This is a genomic window from Paenibacillus sp. NPDC058174 (genome assembly GCF_042883865.1).
In the GTDB taxonomy this organism is placed as follows: domain Bacteria; phylum Bacillota; class Bacilli; order Paenibacillales; family Paenibacillaceae; genus Pristimantibacillus.
The window spans coordinates 11,465-29,919 of sequence record NZ_JBHVUY010000010.1 but is presented as its reverse complement, the minus strand read 5'-3'; the positions used below and the strand labels follow the sequence as shown (position 1 = coordinate 29,919).

Below are 18,455 nucleotides of genomic sequence, written 5' to 3'. Positions count from 1 at the left end.
ACCCCGCTAAGTCCCCTTCCGTGTCATGCGAATCCGAGGATCCAGCCATGCCAGCAAAATATCGGAAATCAAGGTGCCGAGCAGCGTAAACACAGCCATCAGCAGCAGCCAGCTTCCGGCCAGATACATATCCTGGCTAAGCAGCGCCTTGTGCATAACAGGGCCCTGTGTCGGCAGATTGAGCACAATTGCCGTAATTGTCGAACCCGTAAAAATCGTCGTTAACGACCAGCCGATCGTACTCACAATCGGATTGATCGCCGCTCTAGCCGAATATTTCAGCAGGATGCGCCATTCCGGCAGGCCTTTGGCCCGAGCCGTCAGAATATGCGGCTTCGTCATCTCGTCGAGCATTTGACCGCGCATAACGCGAATCAATTCGCATGTATTGGAGGTTCCGATTACGATAACCGGAATGATCATATGCTTAAGCAAGTCCATCCACTTGGCTAAATTCCAAGGCGCATCTGTAAACTCCGCTGAGAATAAGCCGAGCATCGGATCGCCCCACCACTGGAAGGAGATGAACATGAGTATAATCGCCAACAGGAAGTTAGGCGTTGCCATACCGAGAAATCCGAACCCGGTAGCCAGATAGTCAAAGAACGAATATTGCTTGACTGCGCTCAGAATGCCGATCGGAATCGCCACCACGTAAGTGAAGACCATTGAGACCAGTGAGACAATGATCGTAATGCCCATGTATTGCCCGATAATATCCGATACGGGACGGTTGTAGCTAAGCGAGTAGCCGAAATCGCCCTCCGTAAGAATGCCTTTCATCCATGTAAAATATTGCACATACCACGGCTTGTCCAAGCCGTACGATTCACGAAGCAGCGCCATCGCCTGCTCGTCCATAATTTCACCGCTCGTTGCCATCTTGGCGGCATATCCGCTGACGAAGTCTCCAGGCGGCAATTGAATAATAATAAACACGATCATCGATACGAATAAGGTGACCGGAACCATGATCAACGTTCTTCGCAGCATATATCGAAGCATAAGCAGATAACTCCTCCCGGCTATAAACAAGCGGAAACCGCCGCCGCGTTAGTAGGGCGCGGCGGCGATCCTGCCGGCCTGAGGATAGAATCCTCGAGACAGGCCGCTTATCAAATCAATTATTTTTTAATGAAGAACTGAGCCGGGTGCGCATGACCGATATAACGAGTTTCATCGCTGGCGATGAGCGAAGGCACGTTTCTTACATCGTTTCTGGCAACCACGAGGCCTGGCGTTGGAGCCGTATAGCCGATTACCCATTGGTTTTTCTGGTGGATCTTAATAATGTCGTCTGTATACTTCTGTACTTCTTCTTTCGTTTTGGAAGCCTTCAGCTTGTCCCAATCCTCAAGAATTTTTGCAACGTCGCCTTCAGGCTTCACGCCTTCTTTGCCCTGCGAAGAAGTGTACAAGCCGTAGTGGCCGAACCAAGGTGTAATTACACGGAGCGGAACCAGCTCGTCCGGACGGAAGGCAACGTTCAGAACGCTGACCGTCTTCACTGTAACCGGAATTTTATTCGCATATTTCAGGTCGAAGAAGGTGCCTTGATCCACGATCTTAACATCGGTTTTCAGGCCAATACCTTCGTAATACTTGCGGATCAATTCGATAAACTTCTCATTGTCGGACGGATCTTCGCGGTAGATCGTCAGCGTCAGGTCAGAGCCGTCAGCAAATGTCCGGTATTTTTTAGCCGCATCCCATTTCAGGCCGATTTCATCAAGCAGCTTGGCAGCGCGGTCTGTATCATAAGCAGTCCATTGATTCGACCAGCCCTCTTGATAGTTCGGCAATCCTTTTTGAATCGACGCTTGGCTTGCTTCGCCGAGACCGTTCGTGATGATTTCCGAAATTTCTTTGCGATCGGCTGCAAGCGACAGCGCTTCACGGAAGCGGATGTCCTGGAACAGCGCACGAAGCTTCGGATCTTCTGTCGTCTGGTTCAATTGCACGCCGGTGCTGGACCAGTTAGGTGTCGACCAAGGAATAACGCGGTAGTTGCCTTTCGCTTCGTTTTCCTTCAGTACGGTGTAGTCTGTAAAGTCGAACGAACCAACTTCAACATGGCCGGCCATCGTCTCAAGCAGCTTGTGGCTCTTGTCTTGCATCTTCGTCAATACGATACGATCCATGTAAGGCAGCTGTTGGCCTTCGGAATCGGTTTTGAAGTAGTAAGGGTTCCGCTCCATAATGAAACGGTCGCTGTTCATATCGTTTTTGGCAACCCAAGCGCGCAATGTTGGACGCTGCGGGTACAGCCAGTAGTAGTAACCAGTCCAGATGCCGAAGTTTTTCAGATCCTCGAAGCCGTACTCTTTTGCTTTTGCAAGAGCTGCTTCTTCGCCGATAAACTCAGGAAGGATCGTTTTGTAGTAATGAGCCGGTGCGAAGAACCATTTGTTGTCGATGGCAAGACGCTCCAGGAACAATACGCTCGGATGCTTGAACGTAACTTTTACCGTGTAATCGTCCACTTTGACGATTTCGGCACGGGCTTTCTCGCCTGTTACCGGGTCTACGGAGTAGTAGCAGTCGTACAGAGCTTTACCGAATGTCTCCGGAATCAGCATGTGCTCCCAGTAGAAGATGACGTCGTCAGCTGTAAATGGAACACCGTCGGACCATTTCATGCCTTGACGAAGATAAATTTTGTATTCTGTCGCATCTGCGTTGACATCATATCCTTTGGCTACGTTAGGCTCTACGCTTGTCCCGTCTTCCTTGAAGCGGAACATTGCTTCTTCCGTTGCCATGGAGATTCCCCATTTGTCGTCTGGACCGTTCCATGGGAAATTCCACTCGCCGCCGTATTGGCCGATTTCCTCGAAGACAGGCTCAATCATAATGTCCTCTTTGACAGGCATACGCTCTTCAACCGGCTTCAATGTTCCGGCTTTGACCAACTCGGCCAGCATTGGCGCCTCTGGCACGATTGCCGCCTTAACGGTAGCCGCAGGTGAAGGTGACTGCTCAGTGTTGGCGCCGTTATTGCCTTTGTTCCCATTGCTTCCTGAATTGTTGCTCGTGCAGGCGGCCAACAAGGATGCGGCCATCAAAACAACCATGAAGCACAAGACCCATTTCTTTGCCACGAAACTTCTCTCCCCACATCAATTTGATACTTCCTGTTCGACCAGACGCTCCCAGCCGACAGCTAATATGGTATTTTAGACCACTGGTATATTCAATGGTCTACGGATTGAAGAATATGTAAAAACTAGTTGAAGAATATGTAAAGGCGAAAAAGAGCCTGAATTCCCGCCTTATTAGGCAAAAATCCAAGCTCTTTAACTCGAAATCGTCATTATCGTCAGCGCGCCAGCCTAATGTCCAGTACAGATTCACGCTCAACAATATCAATCGGAATTTGCTCAGACACCGGGTGGACGCTGCCATGGTTAATCCGCTTCAGCAGCAGCCGGACGGCGCGCAGGCCAAGCTGGTCCGTCGGCTGCCGGGCCGTCGTAAGCGGTACAGACAACAGCGCAGACAGGGCCAGATCGGTGAAGCCAACTACCGATAGATCCTTCGGTACGGCTATGCCTTCCATAAGCGCAGTATGGATGAGAGAAGCGGCAAAATAATCATTCGCGCACACAACTGCTGTAATCTCGGGATTGAGCTTCAAATAAGCAGCGTGCTGCTCGTTCCGCTCAAGAAACCGCATCTCATGCTCGCGGTTGAAGTCCAGCATAATGTAAGACTGGTTCACCGACAGGCCGTTGTACAGCATCGCTTGGATATATCCGTGATAGCGCTCCTCGCGGCTCGTAATGCCGTCGATTGGACTCGAAATATAGCCGATGTTCCGATGCCCCTTGTTCAGCAAATACTCGACGAGATTATACGTCCCTTTGTAATGGTCGTGATAGACGCTGTCGATCTGGATATCGCGGAAAATCCGGTCAATAATGATGATCGGATACGATTGCAGCTTTAACCGCAGCACTTGATCGCTGCATGTCTTCGGATCGCGGGGGTAGAAAATAATGCCTTCGACGCCGCTCTTCGCAAGCTCTGCCAGACATTCATCCTCCCGTGCCCCTGCAACGACGAGCTGCAGCCCCTTGCCGTTTGCTCTAGCTTCCGCTTCAACCGCCATCACGATCTGGGACACATAATCGTCCAAGTTCGGAACGACAATTGCGATCATATCTGCTCGGGCAGCTGCGGTCTGCTTGGCGGGGAGTCCGGCATTAGACTCTGCCGCTGCAGACAGCGAAGCCGCCTCCTCAGCCGGAGGGCTCTCTTCCTTATAAGGGGATAGAAAGGTCCCTCTGCGCGGCATCCGGTAAACAACACCCTCGCTTGCCAGCCGCTCCAGTGCAAGCTTAGTCGTCATCTTACTGACGCCGAACAGCTTGGCCAGCGCGCCTTCCGAGGGAACCGGCTCATGAGGACGCAATCCCAGATCTTCGATTAATGCTTTAACATTGTCGGCAATTCTGACATTTAACGGTTTGCTTCCTGCACCCGGAATCTGCTGTTTTTCCATCATCGCTATAGCCATCCCTCGCTAGTATGATATCGGACAATCATTTCATTCAGCGCCATTATATCACTGGTATACGCATTCGCATTTTAAGTTAATGTTAAATTACAGCTCCATATGCTGAAAAGGACCGGGCCTGCGGCCCGATCCTTCATCTATCCTCGTTCATTCACTCCGTAAAATATCCAATAGTGCTTCATAAGCCTTTAGCTCGGTATGCAACGTGTCCAGCGTGTGGGTCGCGATGAACCGGCCATAGCTTAACTGCTTCTTCGTCAGGCCATCCGGAATTTTCTTCGCTGCCAGCTTGCTCTCAACCATGTCGATTCGCTTATGCAGCTTCTCCATCGCTTCCTCTACAAAGAAAGCGAGCCGGCTTTTATCCACCAAATCAATAAACGCGATTGAAGCATACAGAGACAGCACCGTTTTCGCATTTTTAAAACTTGTGTAAATTTCGTCTTCCAACGCTTTTTTTCCTGAATCTGTTATGCGATAAGTCGTTTTCTCAGGCCGGTTATCCGTCTGAACGACTTGCGCCTTCTCGATATGGCCTTTCTTCAGCAAAACATCAAAATTATAATACAAATTGCCATCTGTAATATTCACCACATTATCTGTGTTATCCAGAATCATTTTCTTCACGTCGTAGGGATGATGCTCTGCTTTGTTCAATACGCCGAGAATGAAAATTTGCAGGGACATTCTGAAATCCTCCTTGGTATAAAAGAAAGAACCGCCGCTTCATTAGAGCGGTCCTTTCATTAGTTTACATCATAAGAGGCTGCGGAATCGAATCTTTGCTCTCATTCACTTTTTTAAATTGATGAATGACGCTATTAATAACCAAGGCGCCCAATCCGATAACCGCCATCATCATAATCGATTTCCAAGTGCCGCTGCCGCCAAACAGCAGGTTGTAGTCGGTTTGCGTACTGTAATACATAACCGAGAACGAGCTGAAAAATTTAAAAAATCCAGGCATCATTTCCTGCGTCATAACGGAGCCGCCGCTGATCGTCTGAATAAGCAGGAGCGGCAGGTTGACTATCATGCCGGCTTGACCGAGCAGCAAGCAGAATACAGAGGTCACTTCCATCGCGACGAACATTTCCAGCGCATGCGACAGCCACATTTGTACAAAGACTTCCGCACCATAGCCTTGAACGCTGAAATAGATTGTCAAACCAATTAACGGAGCAATTAAGGAAATGAGCGCATTCGCTCCCTGCCATCCGAGAAAAGCCTTCCACTTTCCGAACTTCGACCTCAGCTGCCCTAAGGTGCTGACCGCCATCATAGAATAAATCATCGCCCCGACATAGGAGACCATTGTCACGAACATAGGAGCCATCTGATTGTGCATGCCCGCCGGCTGCGGATTGGACAAAACCATGTTCGACTTAAATTTATTCGACGCTTGATCTGCCAATTGCGACGCCTGATCCTCAGGCAGCTTCAGCCCTTGCAGAATACCCTTAACGTTCTCTACCGTCAGCTGCTGGCTGAGCTTGTCCGTAATTTGCGAGGCCACGCTTTGCATCGTCCCGCTTACCAGCTGAGGATTCGATTGATTGATTAGAAAGTCCAGTTGTACCTGCTCGCCTTGCTGCGTTAGTTTTTGCGTAAAATCATTTGGGATATGCACAACGAGGTGAACGTCACGTCCATTCAGCTCCTCTTTGGCTTCCTCATAAGAAAGATTCGTTTTCAGATGGAAAGGAAGCTGCTCTTGAATTTGCTTCGCAATCTCCGCGCCATATTGCGCATCTTCATTGACGATCGCAACAGTTAGATCGGCTGCGTTCTTCGGCACAGCACTATAACCCGAAATGAATATCCCCACAAATATAATCTGGTAAAACACAAGCATAAACGCCCCTCCCAGCAGCGTCTTGCTCTTTAAAAAAGCCAGTATCGTTCTCATCTCATCCTGCTCCTTTATGTTTTTACTTTGTATTTTTTACTCTGTATAGAGTAATTTGATGAGATTATTCTAGTCCTAAACAGCAGCGCTTGTCAAATGGTTAAGACGGTGTGATTTTTTAGTTGAAACACGTAAATATTTTCTCGAGGGCAAAATAAAATTGACGATGATAATCGTTATCAATATAATGGAAATAACGACTACAACCATCGCTGCATTTTGTGCAGTTGATATAGAAAGAGGGACCGGAGCATGAGCGAAGCATTGGAATTGTATGATGTGACCATAATCGGCGGAGGGCCAGCCGGCATGTATACCGCCTTTTACAGCGGCATGAGGGATTTGAAGACGAAGCTGATTGAAGCCAGAGAAGAGCTTGGCGGCAGAGTGCTCATCTACCCGGAGAAGATGATCTGGGATGTGGGCGGCCTTACGCCGACACTAGGCGAGAAGCTGATTGAGCAGTTAGTTCAGCAGGCCAAAACCTTCGATCCCACGATTGTGCTGGGTCAGCATATTACCAATTTCGAGCGCCAGGCGGACAATACGATCATTCTGACGGCAGCGAGCGGAGAGCGCCACTGGACGAAAACCGTCGTTTTGGCTATTGGCTACGGCATTCTTCAATTAGCTAAGCTGGATATCGAGGGCGCAGATCGCTTTGAAGTAAGCAATCTGCACTACACAGTTCAGGAACTGGAGGTTTTCCGGGGCAAACGGGTGCTGATCTCCGGAGGCGGCGACTCCGCTGTCGATTGGGCCAACGCATTGGTGCCGATTGCATCCAGCTTAACCGTTGTTCACCGCCGCGATCAGTTTGGCGGGCACGAACGAAATGTATCGCAGATGAAGGCATCTTCTGCAACTATTCTTACGCCTTACGCTGTCGATTCCCTTCACAGCAAGAACGGCCAAGAAATTGATGAGGTAACGATCAGCCACGTCGACACTGGCGAACAACAGCGCATTGAAGTCGATGCCGTCATCGTCAATCACGGACTGCGCTACAATTTTGGCCCGATTAAAGAATGGGGCCTGGATATGGGCGATTGGAATGCGAATGTATCGAGCAAGATGGAGACGAATATCCCCGGCATATTTGCGGCGGGCGACTTCGTGAAGCATGACAGCAAGGTTCATCTGATCGCCGGTACTTTTACCGATGCCGTCAATGCGCTCAACAGCGCCAAGCTATATATTGATCCAGCCGCGGATCGAGTGGCCTATGTATCCTCCCACAATACGAGGTTCAAGGAAAAGAACCGGCAGCTTGGTGTCCTTGTGGATGAGGATGATCATTAAAATTTGAGATTAAGAAACTGCACACCGCAGTTTCTTTTTTTATTGCTGCTCCTGCCATTCCACAAGTCTGGGGGAGGGGTCAAGAATGGACATATATTGCTCCTTCCACCCGTATTTGGCATCAGGGTCGAGCTGCATATAACGGTTCAGCTTCTCTTGCCGGTGTACGGCACTCGCCCAGCCGAAATGCTTCAGGCGCAGTTCCGACAACCCGTTCGGCAGCTCAAAAATATTTTCCGGAAACCGTCCGCAGTGCTGTGGAGTTTCCCTCCATCGATACGCGAACGCCGGCTCGTATCGCATCAGTAAAGGGCGGAAATGATGATGAGCACTCCAGTATTGATCGTCCCGGTAAGCCGTCGGCGACCAGAAATCATACAGCCGAAAGCAATAGACCTTTATATCCTTCTGAGACAGCAGCGACTCAAGCTCGCGTTCGAACCGGTCCTCAAACCATTCATCCGCATCCAAATTAAGTATCCAATCCGGCTTCACGGCTAGCGTCTCTTCCCACTGCTGCTTGCGCAATGTAATCTCATTGCTGAACTTCGGTGTTTCATTGCGGATCAATCGAACCGGAAGCCCTTGAAGCATTTCCTGAATGACTTCGACCGTACCGTCCGTACTGCCGTCATCAATAATGACTGCGTCTTGGATGTAGCGGCGGTGCCTTCCAAGCGCCTCCCTGAGGTAACGATTTGCTTCGTTGCGAACGACCATCGATAACGTAAGCCGTGGCTTAATTGACGACGGGAGAGGATCGGAAAACTCCGGGAATGTAATGACCGATGACGAGGAGAATTTGGGGACATGGCTTTTCTGAAGAAATGCCTCCGCGCCCGGCAAGTCCGCATCGCGATAGATATGATAGGCCGGGTAATGGGTATCCACGAATAAAGAAAATCCCAAAGCAGCTGCCCGAATACAAAAATGACGGTCCTCGCCCCAGAACGATACGTTGCTGATCGGGCCGAAGTGTACCCCCTTCTCCAAGGCCGGCCGGCTTAACAAGGTACAAGCGCCAAGCCCGCCAACCTCATAAATACCAGGCTTTTGCATGCGGCTTAGAAACTGCTCCATACGTTCCGCTATTTGATCACTGCTCAACTGTTCGCCTCGCTGCTGCTCCCACTGCTTATATTCATCACGAAGCCACACTTGCGGCTGCGGTCTCGCTTCTTGCTGCCATCTGGTCCAGAAGATTTCGGATATGATGTCCTTCTCGGCAGAGATGAGCTGGAGCAAGGTGGGCTCCTCTAATAAAAGATCGGAATCAATTAAGAACAGATAATCGAATCGCTCAGCCAGAGCATAATTAATGATTTCGTTTTTAAAATCAGCCACCTTCCACACAAGATGCTCATTCCAGCAATGCGTCACACCCGAACGGTTATAGACGTCCTTCATACCCGAGTATTGAATCGTGACCTTCCCGCTTCCCTGTCCATTGGCAAATTGCTTAAGCAGCTCACTGCTTGCCTCTTCCTGGTTATCATCTACAAAATAATAATGGAGCTCCAGTCCTTCCGCCTTCAAACGGTTCAATGAAGTCAGAAACAGGGAAAGCACATTGGCTTGCTGATGCACAGGACAGCCGATAAGCACCCGTCTGTTCGCCTGATCAGCCAAGCAGCACGCCCCCTTCGCCTATACGACTAATACGATTCTTCAAATATTCCCGGTTGGAGATTATTCGCGGATCTTCAGGACGATAGCGGGCAGCCAGCTCGTTATGAAGGTTAGCTTCGTCGTATTTGCCCATACGGTCATAACAGACACAAAGCTGCAAATGCGGCAGCCATGTCGTGCATGTCAAGCTGGCGAAGCCCCAGTCTTGCTCGGGCTTGTCTGCCTCCGCCGCCAAACGGTACCAGTAGGCTGCTGTCTTCGGTTCATTTTGCTGGAGGAAATAAAAGCCTAGCCGGCAGCAAAATTCCGGGCGCGGATGATCATAATAAAAGGAACGCAATATCGCATCTACCATTAGCTTAGGTTCATCAAGCTCTGAATAGCAGTCAGCTAATTTGGCACAAGCAGCAACATTGTCCTCCAGCCATCCTTTTCCCGTACCTAAAAATTGCTCATAGTATCGGATGGCGGTCTCATATCTGGCATGATCCTTCAGCTCATTAGCGTAATAATACAGGTCCCGGGGTGAGAAGCGTTCCCCATTGACCAGTCTTTTCTCATAAATAGAAATATTGCGATTGCTGTTCGAATCCTGCTCATCCGGCTGATGGGTAACGGCTATATCCGAAGCCATGATGTTCCCGTAAACCTCGAGATATTCGTGAACGGCACCGATCCAGCGATAATTCCGCTCTCTTTTGACAAGTCGATTGCGCCTTAATCTGGAGGTTACCTTTCCGTATTCGTCGAAGGCGAGATCATAGTACATCGACACGGAATCTACACTAGGATCGAGTGTTCTTTTTAGGGACAACAAGGCTCGCAGATCAAGCGAGGTCCATATATCATCGGCATCAAGCCATAATATATAGTCCTTTGTTGCATGGGAAAACGCATAGTTGCGGGCCGCTGCAAAATCATCAATCCATTCGAACAATTCGACCCGATCCGTGTAAGCACTCGCGATCTCTATCGTTCGGTCCGTCGATCCTGTATCGACGATGACGATCTCATCGACAGCCTCGGCGACGGATGACAAGCAGCGGCCTAAATGATTTTCTTCGTTGCGGACAATCATGCACAGGCTAATACTCGGCATTATCATCACTCTCCTGGAGCCATAACGTTGCTTCATCCTATTCCTGTGCTATTGTCCATGTTCGGCTCATTCATTAACTTAACTCAATAATTGTCACCGCGGCACCAGCACCGTTGTTGATTAAGGTGGCTGCTCCAAGCAAGCCAAATAGCTGAAGGGATACGGTAGAGTTGGCGGGCAGTGTGACAATAACATCATTGTTAAAGCTGGAGAGTGTTAGCACTGGCGTTATCGTCGATGCCAGGTTTGCCGCACCATTGATGATAAGACGCGAACCAAGCAGTAAACCTGCGGTCAGGTTAACCTGATAGGTGATATAGTAGCGCCCGGCTGGAGCTATTGTAAACGTGTTGTTAGCCCCGTTTATAGTAATGCCTGCCGCCAAGTTTTGGGAATCCGGCAGTGGTACTAATGTTCCTACAAGAACAACAGCAATGACCGTCCCAGATGTATTTCCTGCATATGCCGACACACTGGTTGTGCTCGTGCCGGTTGCGCCCGTAGTGCCTGTAGTTCCGGTGGCTCCTGTTGGACCCGTGGCTCCCGTTACTCCTGTAACACCAGTGGCTCCCGTGATCCCTGTTACTCCTGTAGCTCCGGTCGCTCCCGTGACCCCTGTTGCTCCTGTTGCTCCTGTTGCTCCTGTCGGACCCGTGGCTCCCGTGACTCCTGTAGCTCCGGTCGCTCCCGTGACCCCTGTTGCTCCTGTTGCTCCTGTCGGACCCGTGGCTCCCGTTACTCCTGTAGCTCCTGTTGCTCCTGTCGGACCCGTGGCTCCCGTTACTCCTGTAACACCAGTTAGACCCGTGGCGCCTGTCTGGCCTGTTACCCCAGTAGCTCCCGTGACTCCAGTGGCTCCCGTAATGCCTGTGATTCCGGTGGCTCCGGTGACACCAGTCGGTCCTGTTTCACCTGTTGGCCCAGTGGCTCCCGTAACCCCTGTTACTCCTGTGGCTCCTGTAAGACCTGTCGTTCCCGTGGCTCCTGTCGGCCCCGTTGCTCCTGTCTGGCCTGTTACCCCAGTAGCTCCCGTGACTCCGGTGGCTCCCGTAGTGCCTGTGATTCCGGTTGCTCCGGTGACACCAGTCGGTCCTGTTTCACCTGTTGGCCCTGTGGCTCCCGTAACCCCAGTTGCGCCTGTTGCTCCTGTAAGACCTGTCGTTCCCGTTGCTCCGGTTACTCCTGTAACACCAGTTAGACCCGTGGTTCCTGTCTGGCCTGTTACACCAGTAGCTCCGGTGACTCCGGTCGATCCTGTCTGGCCTGTTGCTCCTGTTATTCCCGTCGCTCCTGTTTCACCTGTGGCCCCAGTTACTCCTGTTACTCCAGTGGCTCCTGTGGCTCCTGTTGGCCCTGTCACGCCTGTTGCTCCGGTTACACCTGTTGCACCCGTGACCCCAGTGGCTCCAGTGACTCCGGTTGCTCCCGTTACACCTGTTGCACCCGTGACCCCAGTGGCTCCAGTGACTCCTGTTGCTCCCGTTACACCTGTTGGCCCCGTCGCTCCTGTTTCGCCTGTAGCTCCTGTTTCACCTGTTACTCCGGTGGCTCCTGTTGCTCCGGTGACTCCCGTCACCCCTGTTGATCCTGTTACACCAGTGGCTCCCGTGATCCCTGTTACTCCTGTAGCTCCGGTCGCTCCCGTTACTCCTGTTGGCCCCGTCGCTCCTGTTTCACCTGTTGCTCCTGTTACCCCTGTTATGCCGGTTACTCCCGTTACACCAGTAACTCCGGTTGCACCGGTAGCTCCCGTTACTCCTGTTACTCCTGTTGGCCCCGTCGCTCCTGTTTCACCTGTTACTCCGGTGGCTCCTGTTGCTCCGGTGACTCCCGTCACACCTGTTGATCCTGTTACACCAGTGGCTCCCGTGACCCCTGTTGCTCCTGTGGCTCCTGTCTGGCCTGTTGCTCCCGTGACTCCGGTAGCTCCCGTAGTGCCTGTAATTCCGGTTGCTCCGGTGACACCAGTCGCTCCTGTTTCACCTGTTGGCCCTGTGGCTCCCGTAACCCCAGTTACGCCTGTTGCTCCTGTTGCTCCGGTTACTCCGGGTACTCCTGTAACACCAGTTAGACCCGTGGCTCCTGTCTGGCCTGTTACACCAGTAGCTCCCGTGACTCCGGTGGCTCCAGTGGCGCCTGTTGGCCCTGTCACGCCTGTTGCTCCGGTTACACCTGTTGCACCCGTGACCCCAGTGGCTCCCGTTACACCTGTTGGCCCCGTCGCTCCTGTTTCACCTGTTGCTCCTGTTACCCCTGTTATGCCGGTTACTCCCGTTACACCAGTAACTCCGGTTGCACCGGTGGCTCCCGTTACTCCTATGGCTCCTGTTGCTCCCGTGACCCCCGTTGTACCTGTTTCACCTGTAGCCCCAGTTCCCCCTGTTGCTCCAGTCGCTCCTGTCTGGCCTGTTGCTCCCGTGACTCCGGTGTTTCCTGTAGTGCCTGTGATTCCGGTTCCACCGGTGAATCCCGTGACCCCTGTTACTCCTGTTGCACCAGTCGACCCAGTCGACCCAGTCGACCCAGTCGACCCCGTCACGCCTGTTACTCCCGTTACTCCCGGATCACCTGCACCCGTTGGCCCGGTCACGCCAGTCGCTCCGGTCACACCTGTTATACCCGTGGCTCCCGTTACACCCGTCGCGCCCATGGTGGCGCCAGTTGGGCCTGTCACGCCAGTTGCACCGGTCGCTCCCGTAGCACCAGTGCTGCCCGCTCCTGTGGCTCCAGTCGGACCTGTTGTTCCTGTTGCACCCGCAAAGCCTGTTGCACCGGTAGCCCCTGTTCCACCCGTCGCACCCATAGTGGCACCAGTTGGGCCTGTCACACCAGTTGCACCGGTTGCTCCCGTAGCACCCCTTACCCCAGGATCACCTGCTCCCGTTGGTCCAGTTGGCCCCGTAACACCAGTTACCCCGGTCGCTCCCGTTGCTCCAGTAACTCCGCGATGCCTCTTATGGCATTTTTTCTTTTTTCGCCCATGCTTAGCTGGCTTGCATTTTTTATGCACCTTTTTAAAACGGCAGCCATCATCAACCACCACGATTGCAGCATCTGCTATATCCAAATACACTTTTTTACGTTTCCGTCGACTAGCCAGCCGCCGGGAAACAGATCCAATATTTAAACGACGATAAGACTTCCCACGACGACTGTGCATGCCTCGTCACCTCTTACAAAATTATGTTGCCCTAACGCGTAAACACTTGCCTATTCGATACAATTTATGGTTTTCATATGGAAGCAAACACGGTATATGCCTAGCGCATGTAAAAAAATAACAGCATAGAACATGCTGTTATTTAACGATTTACTCTATTACGCTTTTGACAGCGTCCTTCAGGTATTTGCAATCTGCTAATCCTTGCTGTACCTTAAATCATCCTGCACACCCATTGGCATAGGGTACGGCTGAATTCCTTTCAATTGATCCAGAGAACGATTCACATGACGCTTGTAATTGCGCGTGCGGAGCAGCAGCGCTTTCTTAGCTGCCAATAGCCGTTTATCGCTTATTTTCCACGTATGCGAGTTCCGGTTAGCCCGGCGAAATGCCGCAAAATTATAAGGGGAGGTCGTAAACATTCTGAACCCCCTGCGAATTGAAGCTTTAACAAACCGAACGTCAGAGCCCTGCCGTACTCTCGTTGAGAATTTTACTTTCTTGAATACACGTCTGTGGAACATGATCGTTGCTCCAGCGATTTTCCGGCACCTGCTATACGGACGCACAGGCATTTGTCTTAAAAACAGCAATGAACGGTGCGGCATATAGAAGAAACAGGCTCGCTTACCGACAAGATCTGCTTTCTTTTTCGCGAATAATCCCATTGCTTCGGGTATATAGCTTGGCGCGTAGTAATCATCATCGTCAAATTTCGCTATATACGGATATTTGGCCCGCGACGCAGCGTAATTGAGACAAGCCCCCAGCTTTTTCGACTGCGGCTGACGCAATACAGTGACACCGGGATACTGCTGGGCCATCTTCAAATAAGGCGCTATCTCTATCTTGTTTTTATTTAATACGATAATTAATTCCTTTGGCGCCCATTTTTGACGCACATAGTTCTGAAAGATTTGATGGATGAATTGCGGACGAATGGTAGACGTAATAATCGTAACGCCTGGGACGATCTTATTATTCAACGGTGTTCTCCTCTCTTGCCCGGTCGCATTTCTAAAAAATAAATACACCGCAATAGACAGGTATCGTGAGCATCCCGCACTGATTTTTAATATTTTAACAGAATAGTAGATAGATGTGCTCCGGAGGAGTTGGAACGAAATGATAATAGAAAATGCTGCTAATAGTACTGAAGCGGTTAAGGGGAAGGTTGGCATTATCGGTCTCGGATTTGTCGGCCTGCCGCTGGCAATGGCCTTTATTAAGAAAGGCTTTACCGTTGTAGGCATCGATCTTGATCCGCTCAAAATCAATGCTATTAATGAGGGCAGAAGCTACGTGCAAGATATTGAGAATGAAGAGCTGGATGCCGCGATGGCTACCAGCCGCTGGTTTGTCTCTACAGAATATACCGCAATCATGGGCGTCGACACAATTATCTTATGCGTGCCAACCCCGCTGTCAGCTACACACGGACCCGATCTGTCCTATCTGACGGATGCATGTACACGGCTTTATCCGCTGCTGAGGCATGGTCAGCTGATTATCGTGGAAAGCTCAACGTATCCCGGCACTACAAGAGAAGTCGTAAAGCCGCTGCTGGAGAAAGGCGGACTGCAAACAGGGCAAAGCCTGTTCATCGCGTATTCCCCCGAACGAATTGATCCCGGCAACCGGGACAATACGCTGACCGGCATTCCCAAAGTGGTAAGCGGCGTAACTCCACAGTGCCTTGCCCGTATCGAGAAGCTGTATAGCCAATTATTCGATCATGTCGTTTCAGTGTCCACAACAGAGGCCGCAGAGACGACTAAGCTGCTGGAGAACAGCTTCCGCTTTATCAACATTTCATTCATGAATGAATTTGCCGACATATGCGAAAAGCTGAATGTGAACATCTGGGAGGTCATCGAGGCTGCGGCATCCAAGCCTTACGGCTATAGCCCCTTCTATCCCGGCCCGGGAATTGGCGGCCACTGCATTCCGATTGATCCGCTATATTTGCAGTGGAAAGCGGAGCAGTTCGGCATAACGAGCAAGTTCATCCAGCTTTCGCAGCAAATCAACGATGCTATGCCAGCCTCAATCGTTACCAAGCTGCAGCTTGCTCTCCCCGAAGGAAAAGCGCTCGCTGATGCGCGCATAATCGTATATGGAGTAACTTATAAAAAGAATATTGCCGACCCGCGGGAATCAGCGGCTATTGCGATATTGGACGTCTTGCAGCAAAGCGGCGCTGACATCAGCTATCATGATCCCTATGTCTCGTCTGTCCGTCTTGCGGACGGAACTAGGCTAGATAGTATCGCTCTGACAGAGGAAGAGCTGGAGCAAGCCGATTGCATCCTCATAAGCACCGACCATACCGTCATGCCTGTGCAGCACATCGCCGACCATAGCAAGCTCATTCTCGATACCCGTCATGTTTTCACGAAAAATATCGGTAAGGCTCGAATCATCCGCCTAGGGGACGGGACCTCCGCCTATTAATGTTTGTGAGCAGTATATGTGGCGTACGCCGGACAGCGTGCCTACCGAACGATAAATTCCACTCGTGTCCCGTCTGGATACTGCTCTAGCTGGTTACTGACCCATGCTCCCGCACCACGGTTGTCAGATGGTGATATGTATTCAATATCTGCGCCCGCTCCGCCTTCTGAGCACATGGCCATCGGCCATTCATCGCGGTCGTAGCCCTTTTTAGTCGGAACACCCTTTAGGGAATCCTTGCGGTTATCCTCGGCACCGACCCGGTCGATCGTACAGATTTTCGACTCTCCGCTTTCAATGGCATCTTCAATATGCTTGGCGGTTTCCGGGAATCGATCAGCTGGAAAATAAAGCTTATAATCCGATTCGCCAGACTCGCTGCTCGTCGAATGTGTACCTGCACCTTGATCCAGTTCCAGTTGGGGAACAATGTACATCGCAACGAACACGATAGCGAGCAGCATGATTAAATTCCAAAACTTTTTCTTCGTCTTCTTTTTCACCTGTTAGATTTCCCCCTGATGCGTCATTTCGTTTCGTTAATCTCTGACCATTGTAACCCAAATTCTTCCTGTGTGGACCTATCAAATAACACAAAAAAATAGCGCTGCCGCTGCAGCGCTATTAACCTTGCTATGTTTGTAGTTGCTGTGATGGACTTGCTATCATATCTTTTCGCCGATATATATTAAGGAACAAACCCATAGCAGACAGTTCAAGAAGGGTTGATGTTCCCCCGTAGCTGATGAAAGGAAGCCTGATACTTATGATCGGCAGCCAGCCGAAAGACATGCCAATGCACCAAATGAATTGCAGGCATAGTAGCGAGAACAAGCCTATAACCAATCCTTTCGCATAGCGGTCGCGCAGCCTGTTGATCATAATCCCGATTTGCGCCATAAACGTGATTACGACAACAAGGATTAGACCCGCCATGACCCAACCCATACTGTAGGTAAGATAAGTAAAGATCATGTCATTTTGAATAAAACGCAGCGTCTCGTTGGACGCGCCGAGGCCTTGCCCCCACAACCCACCTTCCCGAATCGCCTGCACAGACATTCTCGTCATATACATGGAATCCGGATTACCCGTTAGATTAAAGAAGCTGCTCAGTCGTACGAAAAGAGTATATTGAAACGGCTTGTTGGTCAATAGATACAGGCTGAACATAACGGATGCTGTCAACAATCCCGACGATAGCAGAAGCCATCTGTGTGCATACACAGTCATAAGAATTATAAGACAAATCAAGTAAATAACCAGATACGTAGGGCTACTCATCCTTAGAAAGAGAAAACTGGGAAGAACGAAGAGGACTAGCATATCTCTGAACCCGAAAGCAATCCGTCTCAGCTTGCCAGACGCTGCTGCCTTGTCGCCAGACATGCTTAAAAGTCCAACTATCGAGAGGATAAATAGATGCAGACATATCCAAACACCATCGAAACTTAAGGAAGCGATAGGGACCCATCCACTTCTGCCGTTAATCTGGTAGCTCAAATACGGTAGCATAATCATAACTAATACAGTCAAGCCATAGAGATGCCACGAATACTTTTTCAGCTTCCGGTAATCGAAGAAAAAGTACAAGCCTGCCATGATACCGAGGCCAATGCCGATATACACCATTTTATCCATCAAGAAATCGGCAGATATACGTGGGTTCCTTGCCAACTGCACCGAATACATCGCCGTCAGTGCGATTGCTATGAACACAGCGACCACAGCGAGCAGCCCCCAATTCGCCTTGGGCTTATGGGCTTGATGGAACTGTCTGCCGACATCATCGGGATCGCCCATTTGGGCAACGGCCAGACGGATTGCCTCCTTTTGCCCGAAGCCCTCCTGCTCCTTCTCTTCAACGAGCTCCTCCAAGTGCGCCAGCAGCTCCTGCTGAATGTCGTCATGAACGGACTTTGCTCCAATATGTCCGCATACCCGCTTCAGATACAACCGTACAACCTCATGCTCCTGAATCGCTTCGCTGCGGCTCATGCTTGTCCCTCCCCCAGCACACGATCAACCGTACTGCGGAACAGCGCCCATTCCCGCTTCTTCTCCCCGAGCTGTTTGCGTCCATGATCGGTAATGCGATAGTACTTGCGCTTGCGCGCCCCCTCCTCATTCCAATAAGCCTCCACAAGCCTTTCCACTTCCAGCGCATGAAGAATGGGATACAGCGTTCCCTCTTTAAACGTAAAAACACCGTCAGAGCTTTGCTCGATTTCCTTCGTCATTTCATAGCCGTACATTTCCTTGCGGTCCAGCAGCGTCAAAATAAGAATGACTGTACTGCCTTTCATCAGCTCTTTGTTGATCGTCACAGCAAACTCAACCTCCAATCGCTTCACTTCTCATATACATTGAATATCTATGT

At 50.6% G+C, this 18,455-nt stretch carries 14 protein-coding genes; 2 read left to right on the top strand and 12 right to left on the bottom strand.

Translation table 11 applies throughout. The features are described from left to right. Positions 1 to 6 precede the first annotated feature (6 nt). The 5 genes from ACFVVF_RS26770 to ACFVVF_RS26750 form a co-directional block, all read right to left on the bottom strand. On the bottom strand, positions 7 to 1,005 hold the full coding sequence (locus ACFVVF_RS26770) for an ABC transporter permease (RefSeq protein WP_387816010.1): 999 nt from the start codon (positions 1,003 to 1,005) through the stop codon (positions 7 to 9). 119 nt (positions 1,006 to 1,124) lie between these two features. Beyond that, positions 1,125 to 3,101, bottom strand: coding sequence for an ABC transporter substrate-binding protein (locus ACFVVF_RS26765; protein WP_387816008.1), 1,977 nt, complete (start codon positions 3,099 to 3,101; stop codon positions 1,125 to 1,127). A gap of 218 nt (positions 3,102 to 3,319) precedes the next feature. Continuing rightward, positions 3,320 to 4,507: a substrate-binding domain-containing protein gene (locus tag ACFVVF_RS26760; protein ID WP_387816006.1), complete on the bottom strand. Its 1,188-nt coding sequence runs from the start codon at positions 4,505 to 4,507 to the stop codon at positions 3,320 to 3,322. A 159-nt stretch (positions 4,508 to 4,666) separates the two neighbouring features. Next, complete coding sequence (locus ACFVVF_RS26755) at positions 4,667 to 5,206, bottom strand: PadR family transcriptional regulator (RefSeq protein WP_387816004.1); 540 nt, start codon at positions 5,204 to 5,206, stop codon at positions 4,667 to 4,669. Between the two features lie 64 nt (positions 5,207 to 5,270). After that, positions 5,271 to 6,428, bottom strand: a complete 1,158-nt coding sequence (locus ACFVVF_RS26750; RefSeq protein ID WP_387816002.1) for a YhgE/Pip domain-containing protein — start codon at positions 6,426 to 6,428, stop codon at positions 5,271 to 5,273. A 252-nt stretch (positions 6,429 to 6,680) separates the two neighbouring features. On the opposite strand from ACFVVF_RS26750, the gene ACFVVF_RS26745 reads away from it, so the two are divergent. Next, positions 6,681 to 7,730, top strand: a complete 1,050-nt coding sequence (locus ACFVVF_RS26745) for an NAD(P)/FAD-dependent oxidoreductase (protein ID WP_387816000.1) — start codon at positions 6,681 to 6,683, stop codon at positions 7,728 to 7,730. A 39-nt stretch (positions 7,731 to 7,769) separates the two neighbouring features. Here the strand turns inward: ACFVVF_RS26745 and ACFVVF_RS26740 are convergent, their stop codons facing one another. The 4 genes from ACFVVF_RS26740 to ACFVVF_RS26725 form a co-directional block, all read right to left on the bottom strand. Then, entirely contained in the window at positions 7,770 to 9,359 is a 1,590-nt protein-coding gene (locus ACFVVF_RS26740; RefSeq protein WP_387815998.1) for a glycosyltransferase, read from the bottom strand. After that, a complete protein-coding gene (locus ACFVVF_RS26735) occupies positions 9,352 to 10,458 on the bottom strand; it encodes a glycosyltransferase (protein WP_387815996.1) in 1,107 nt (368 codons plus the stop codon). The genes ACFVVF_RS26740 and ACFVVF_RS26735 overlap by 8 nt, the downstream gene beginning before the upstream one ends. A gap of 73 nt (positions 10,459 to 10,531) precedes the next feature. Then, positions 10,532 to 13,531 carry a beta strand repeat-containing protein gene (locus ACFVVF_RS26730; protein ID WP_483875037.1) on the bottom strand — a complete coding sequence of 1,000 codons (3,000 nt, stop codon included), beginning with the start codon at positions 13,529 to 13,531 and terminating at the stop codon, positions 10,532 to 10,534. A gap of 284 nt (positions 13,532 to 13,815) precedes the next feature. After that, entirely contained in the window at positions 13,816 to 14,607 is a 792-nt protein-coding gene (locus ACFVVF_RS26725) for a glycosyltransferase family 2 protein (protein WP_387815994.1), read from the bottom strand. A 139-nt stretch (positions 14,608 to 14,746) separates the two neighbouring features. On the opposite strand from ACFVVF_RS26725, the gene ACFVVF_RS26720 reads away from it, so the two are divergent. After that, positions 14,747 to 16,075, top strand: coding sequence for a nucleotide sugar dehydrogenase (locus ACFVVF_RS26720; protein WP_387815992.1), 1,329 nt, complete (start codon positions 14,747 to 14,749; stop codon positions 16,073 to 16,075). A gap of 41 nt (positions 16,076 to 16,116) precedes the next feature. Here the strand turns inward: ACFVVF_RS26720 and ACFVVF_RS26715 are convergent, their stop codons facing one another. The 3 genes from ACFVVF_RS26715 to ACFVVF_RS26705 form a co-directional block, all read right to left on the bottom strand. After that, positions 16,117 to 16,578: a NucA/NucB deoxyribonuclease domain-containing protein gene (locus tag ACFVVF_RS26715; protein ID WP_387815990.1), complete on the bottom strand. Its 462-nt coding sequence runs from the start codon at positions 16,576 to 16,578 to the stop codon at positions 16,117 to 16,119. A gap of 130 nt (positions 16,579 to 16,708) precedes the next feature. Further along, positions 16,709 to 18,073 carry an FtsW/RodA/SpoVE family cell cycle protein gene (locus ACFVVF_RS26710; RefSeq protein ID WP_387815988.1) on the bottom strand — a complete coding sequence of 455 codons (1,365 nt, stop codon included), beginning with the start codon at positions 18,071 to 18,073 and terminating at the stop codon, positions 16,709 to 16,711. Next, positions 18,070 to 18,402: a PadR family transcriptional regulator gene (locus ACFVVF_RS26705; protein ID WP_387815986.1), complete on the bottom strand. Its 333-nt coding sequence runs from the start codon at positions 18,400 to 18,402 to the stop codon at positions 18,070 to 18,072. The genes ACFVVF_RS26710 and ACFVVF_RS26705 overlap by 4 nt, the downstream gene beginning before the upstream one ends. Positions 18,403 to 18,455: the final 53 nt, after the last annotated feature.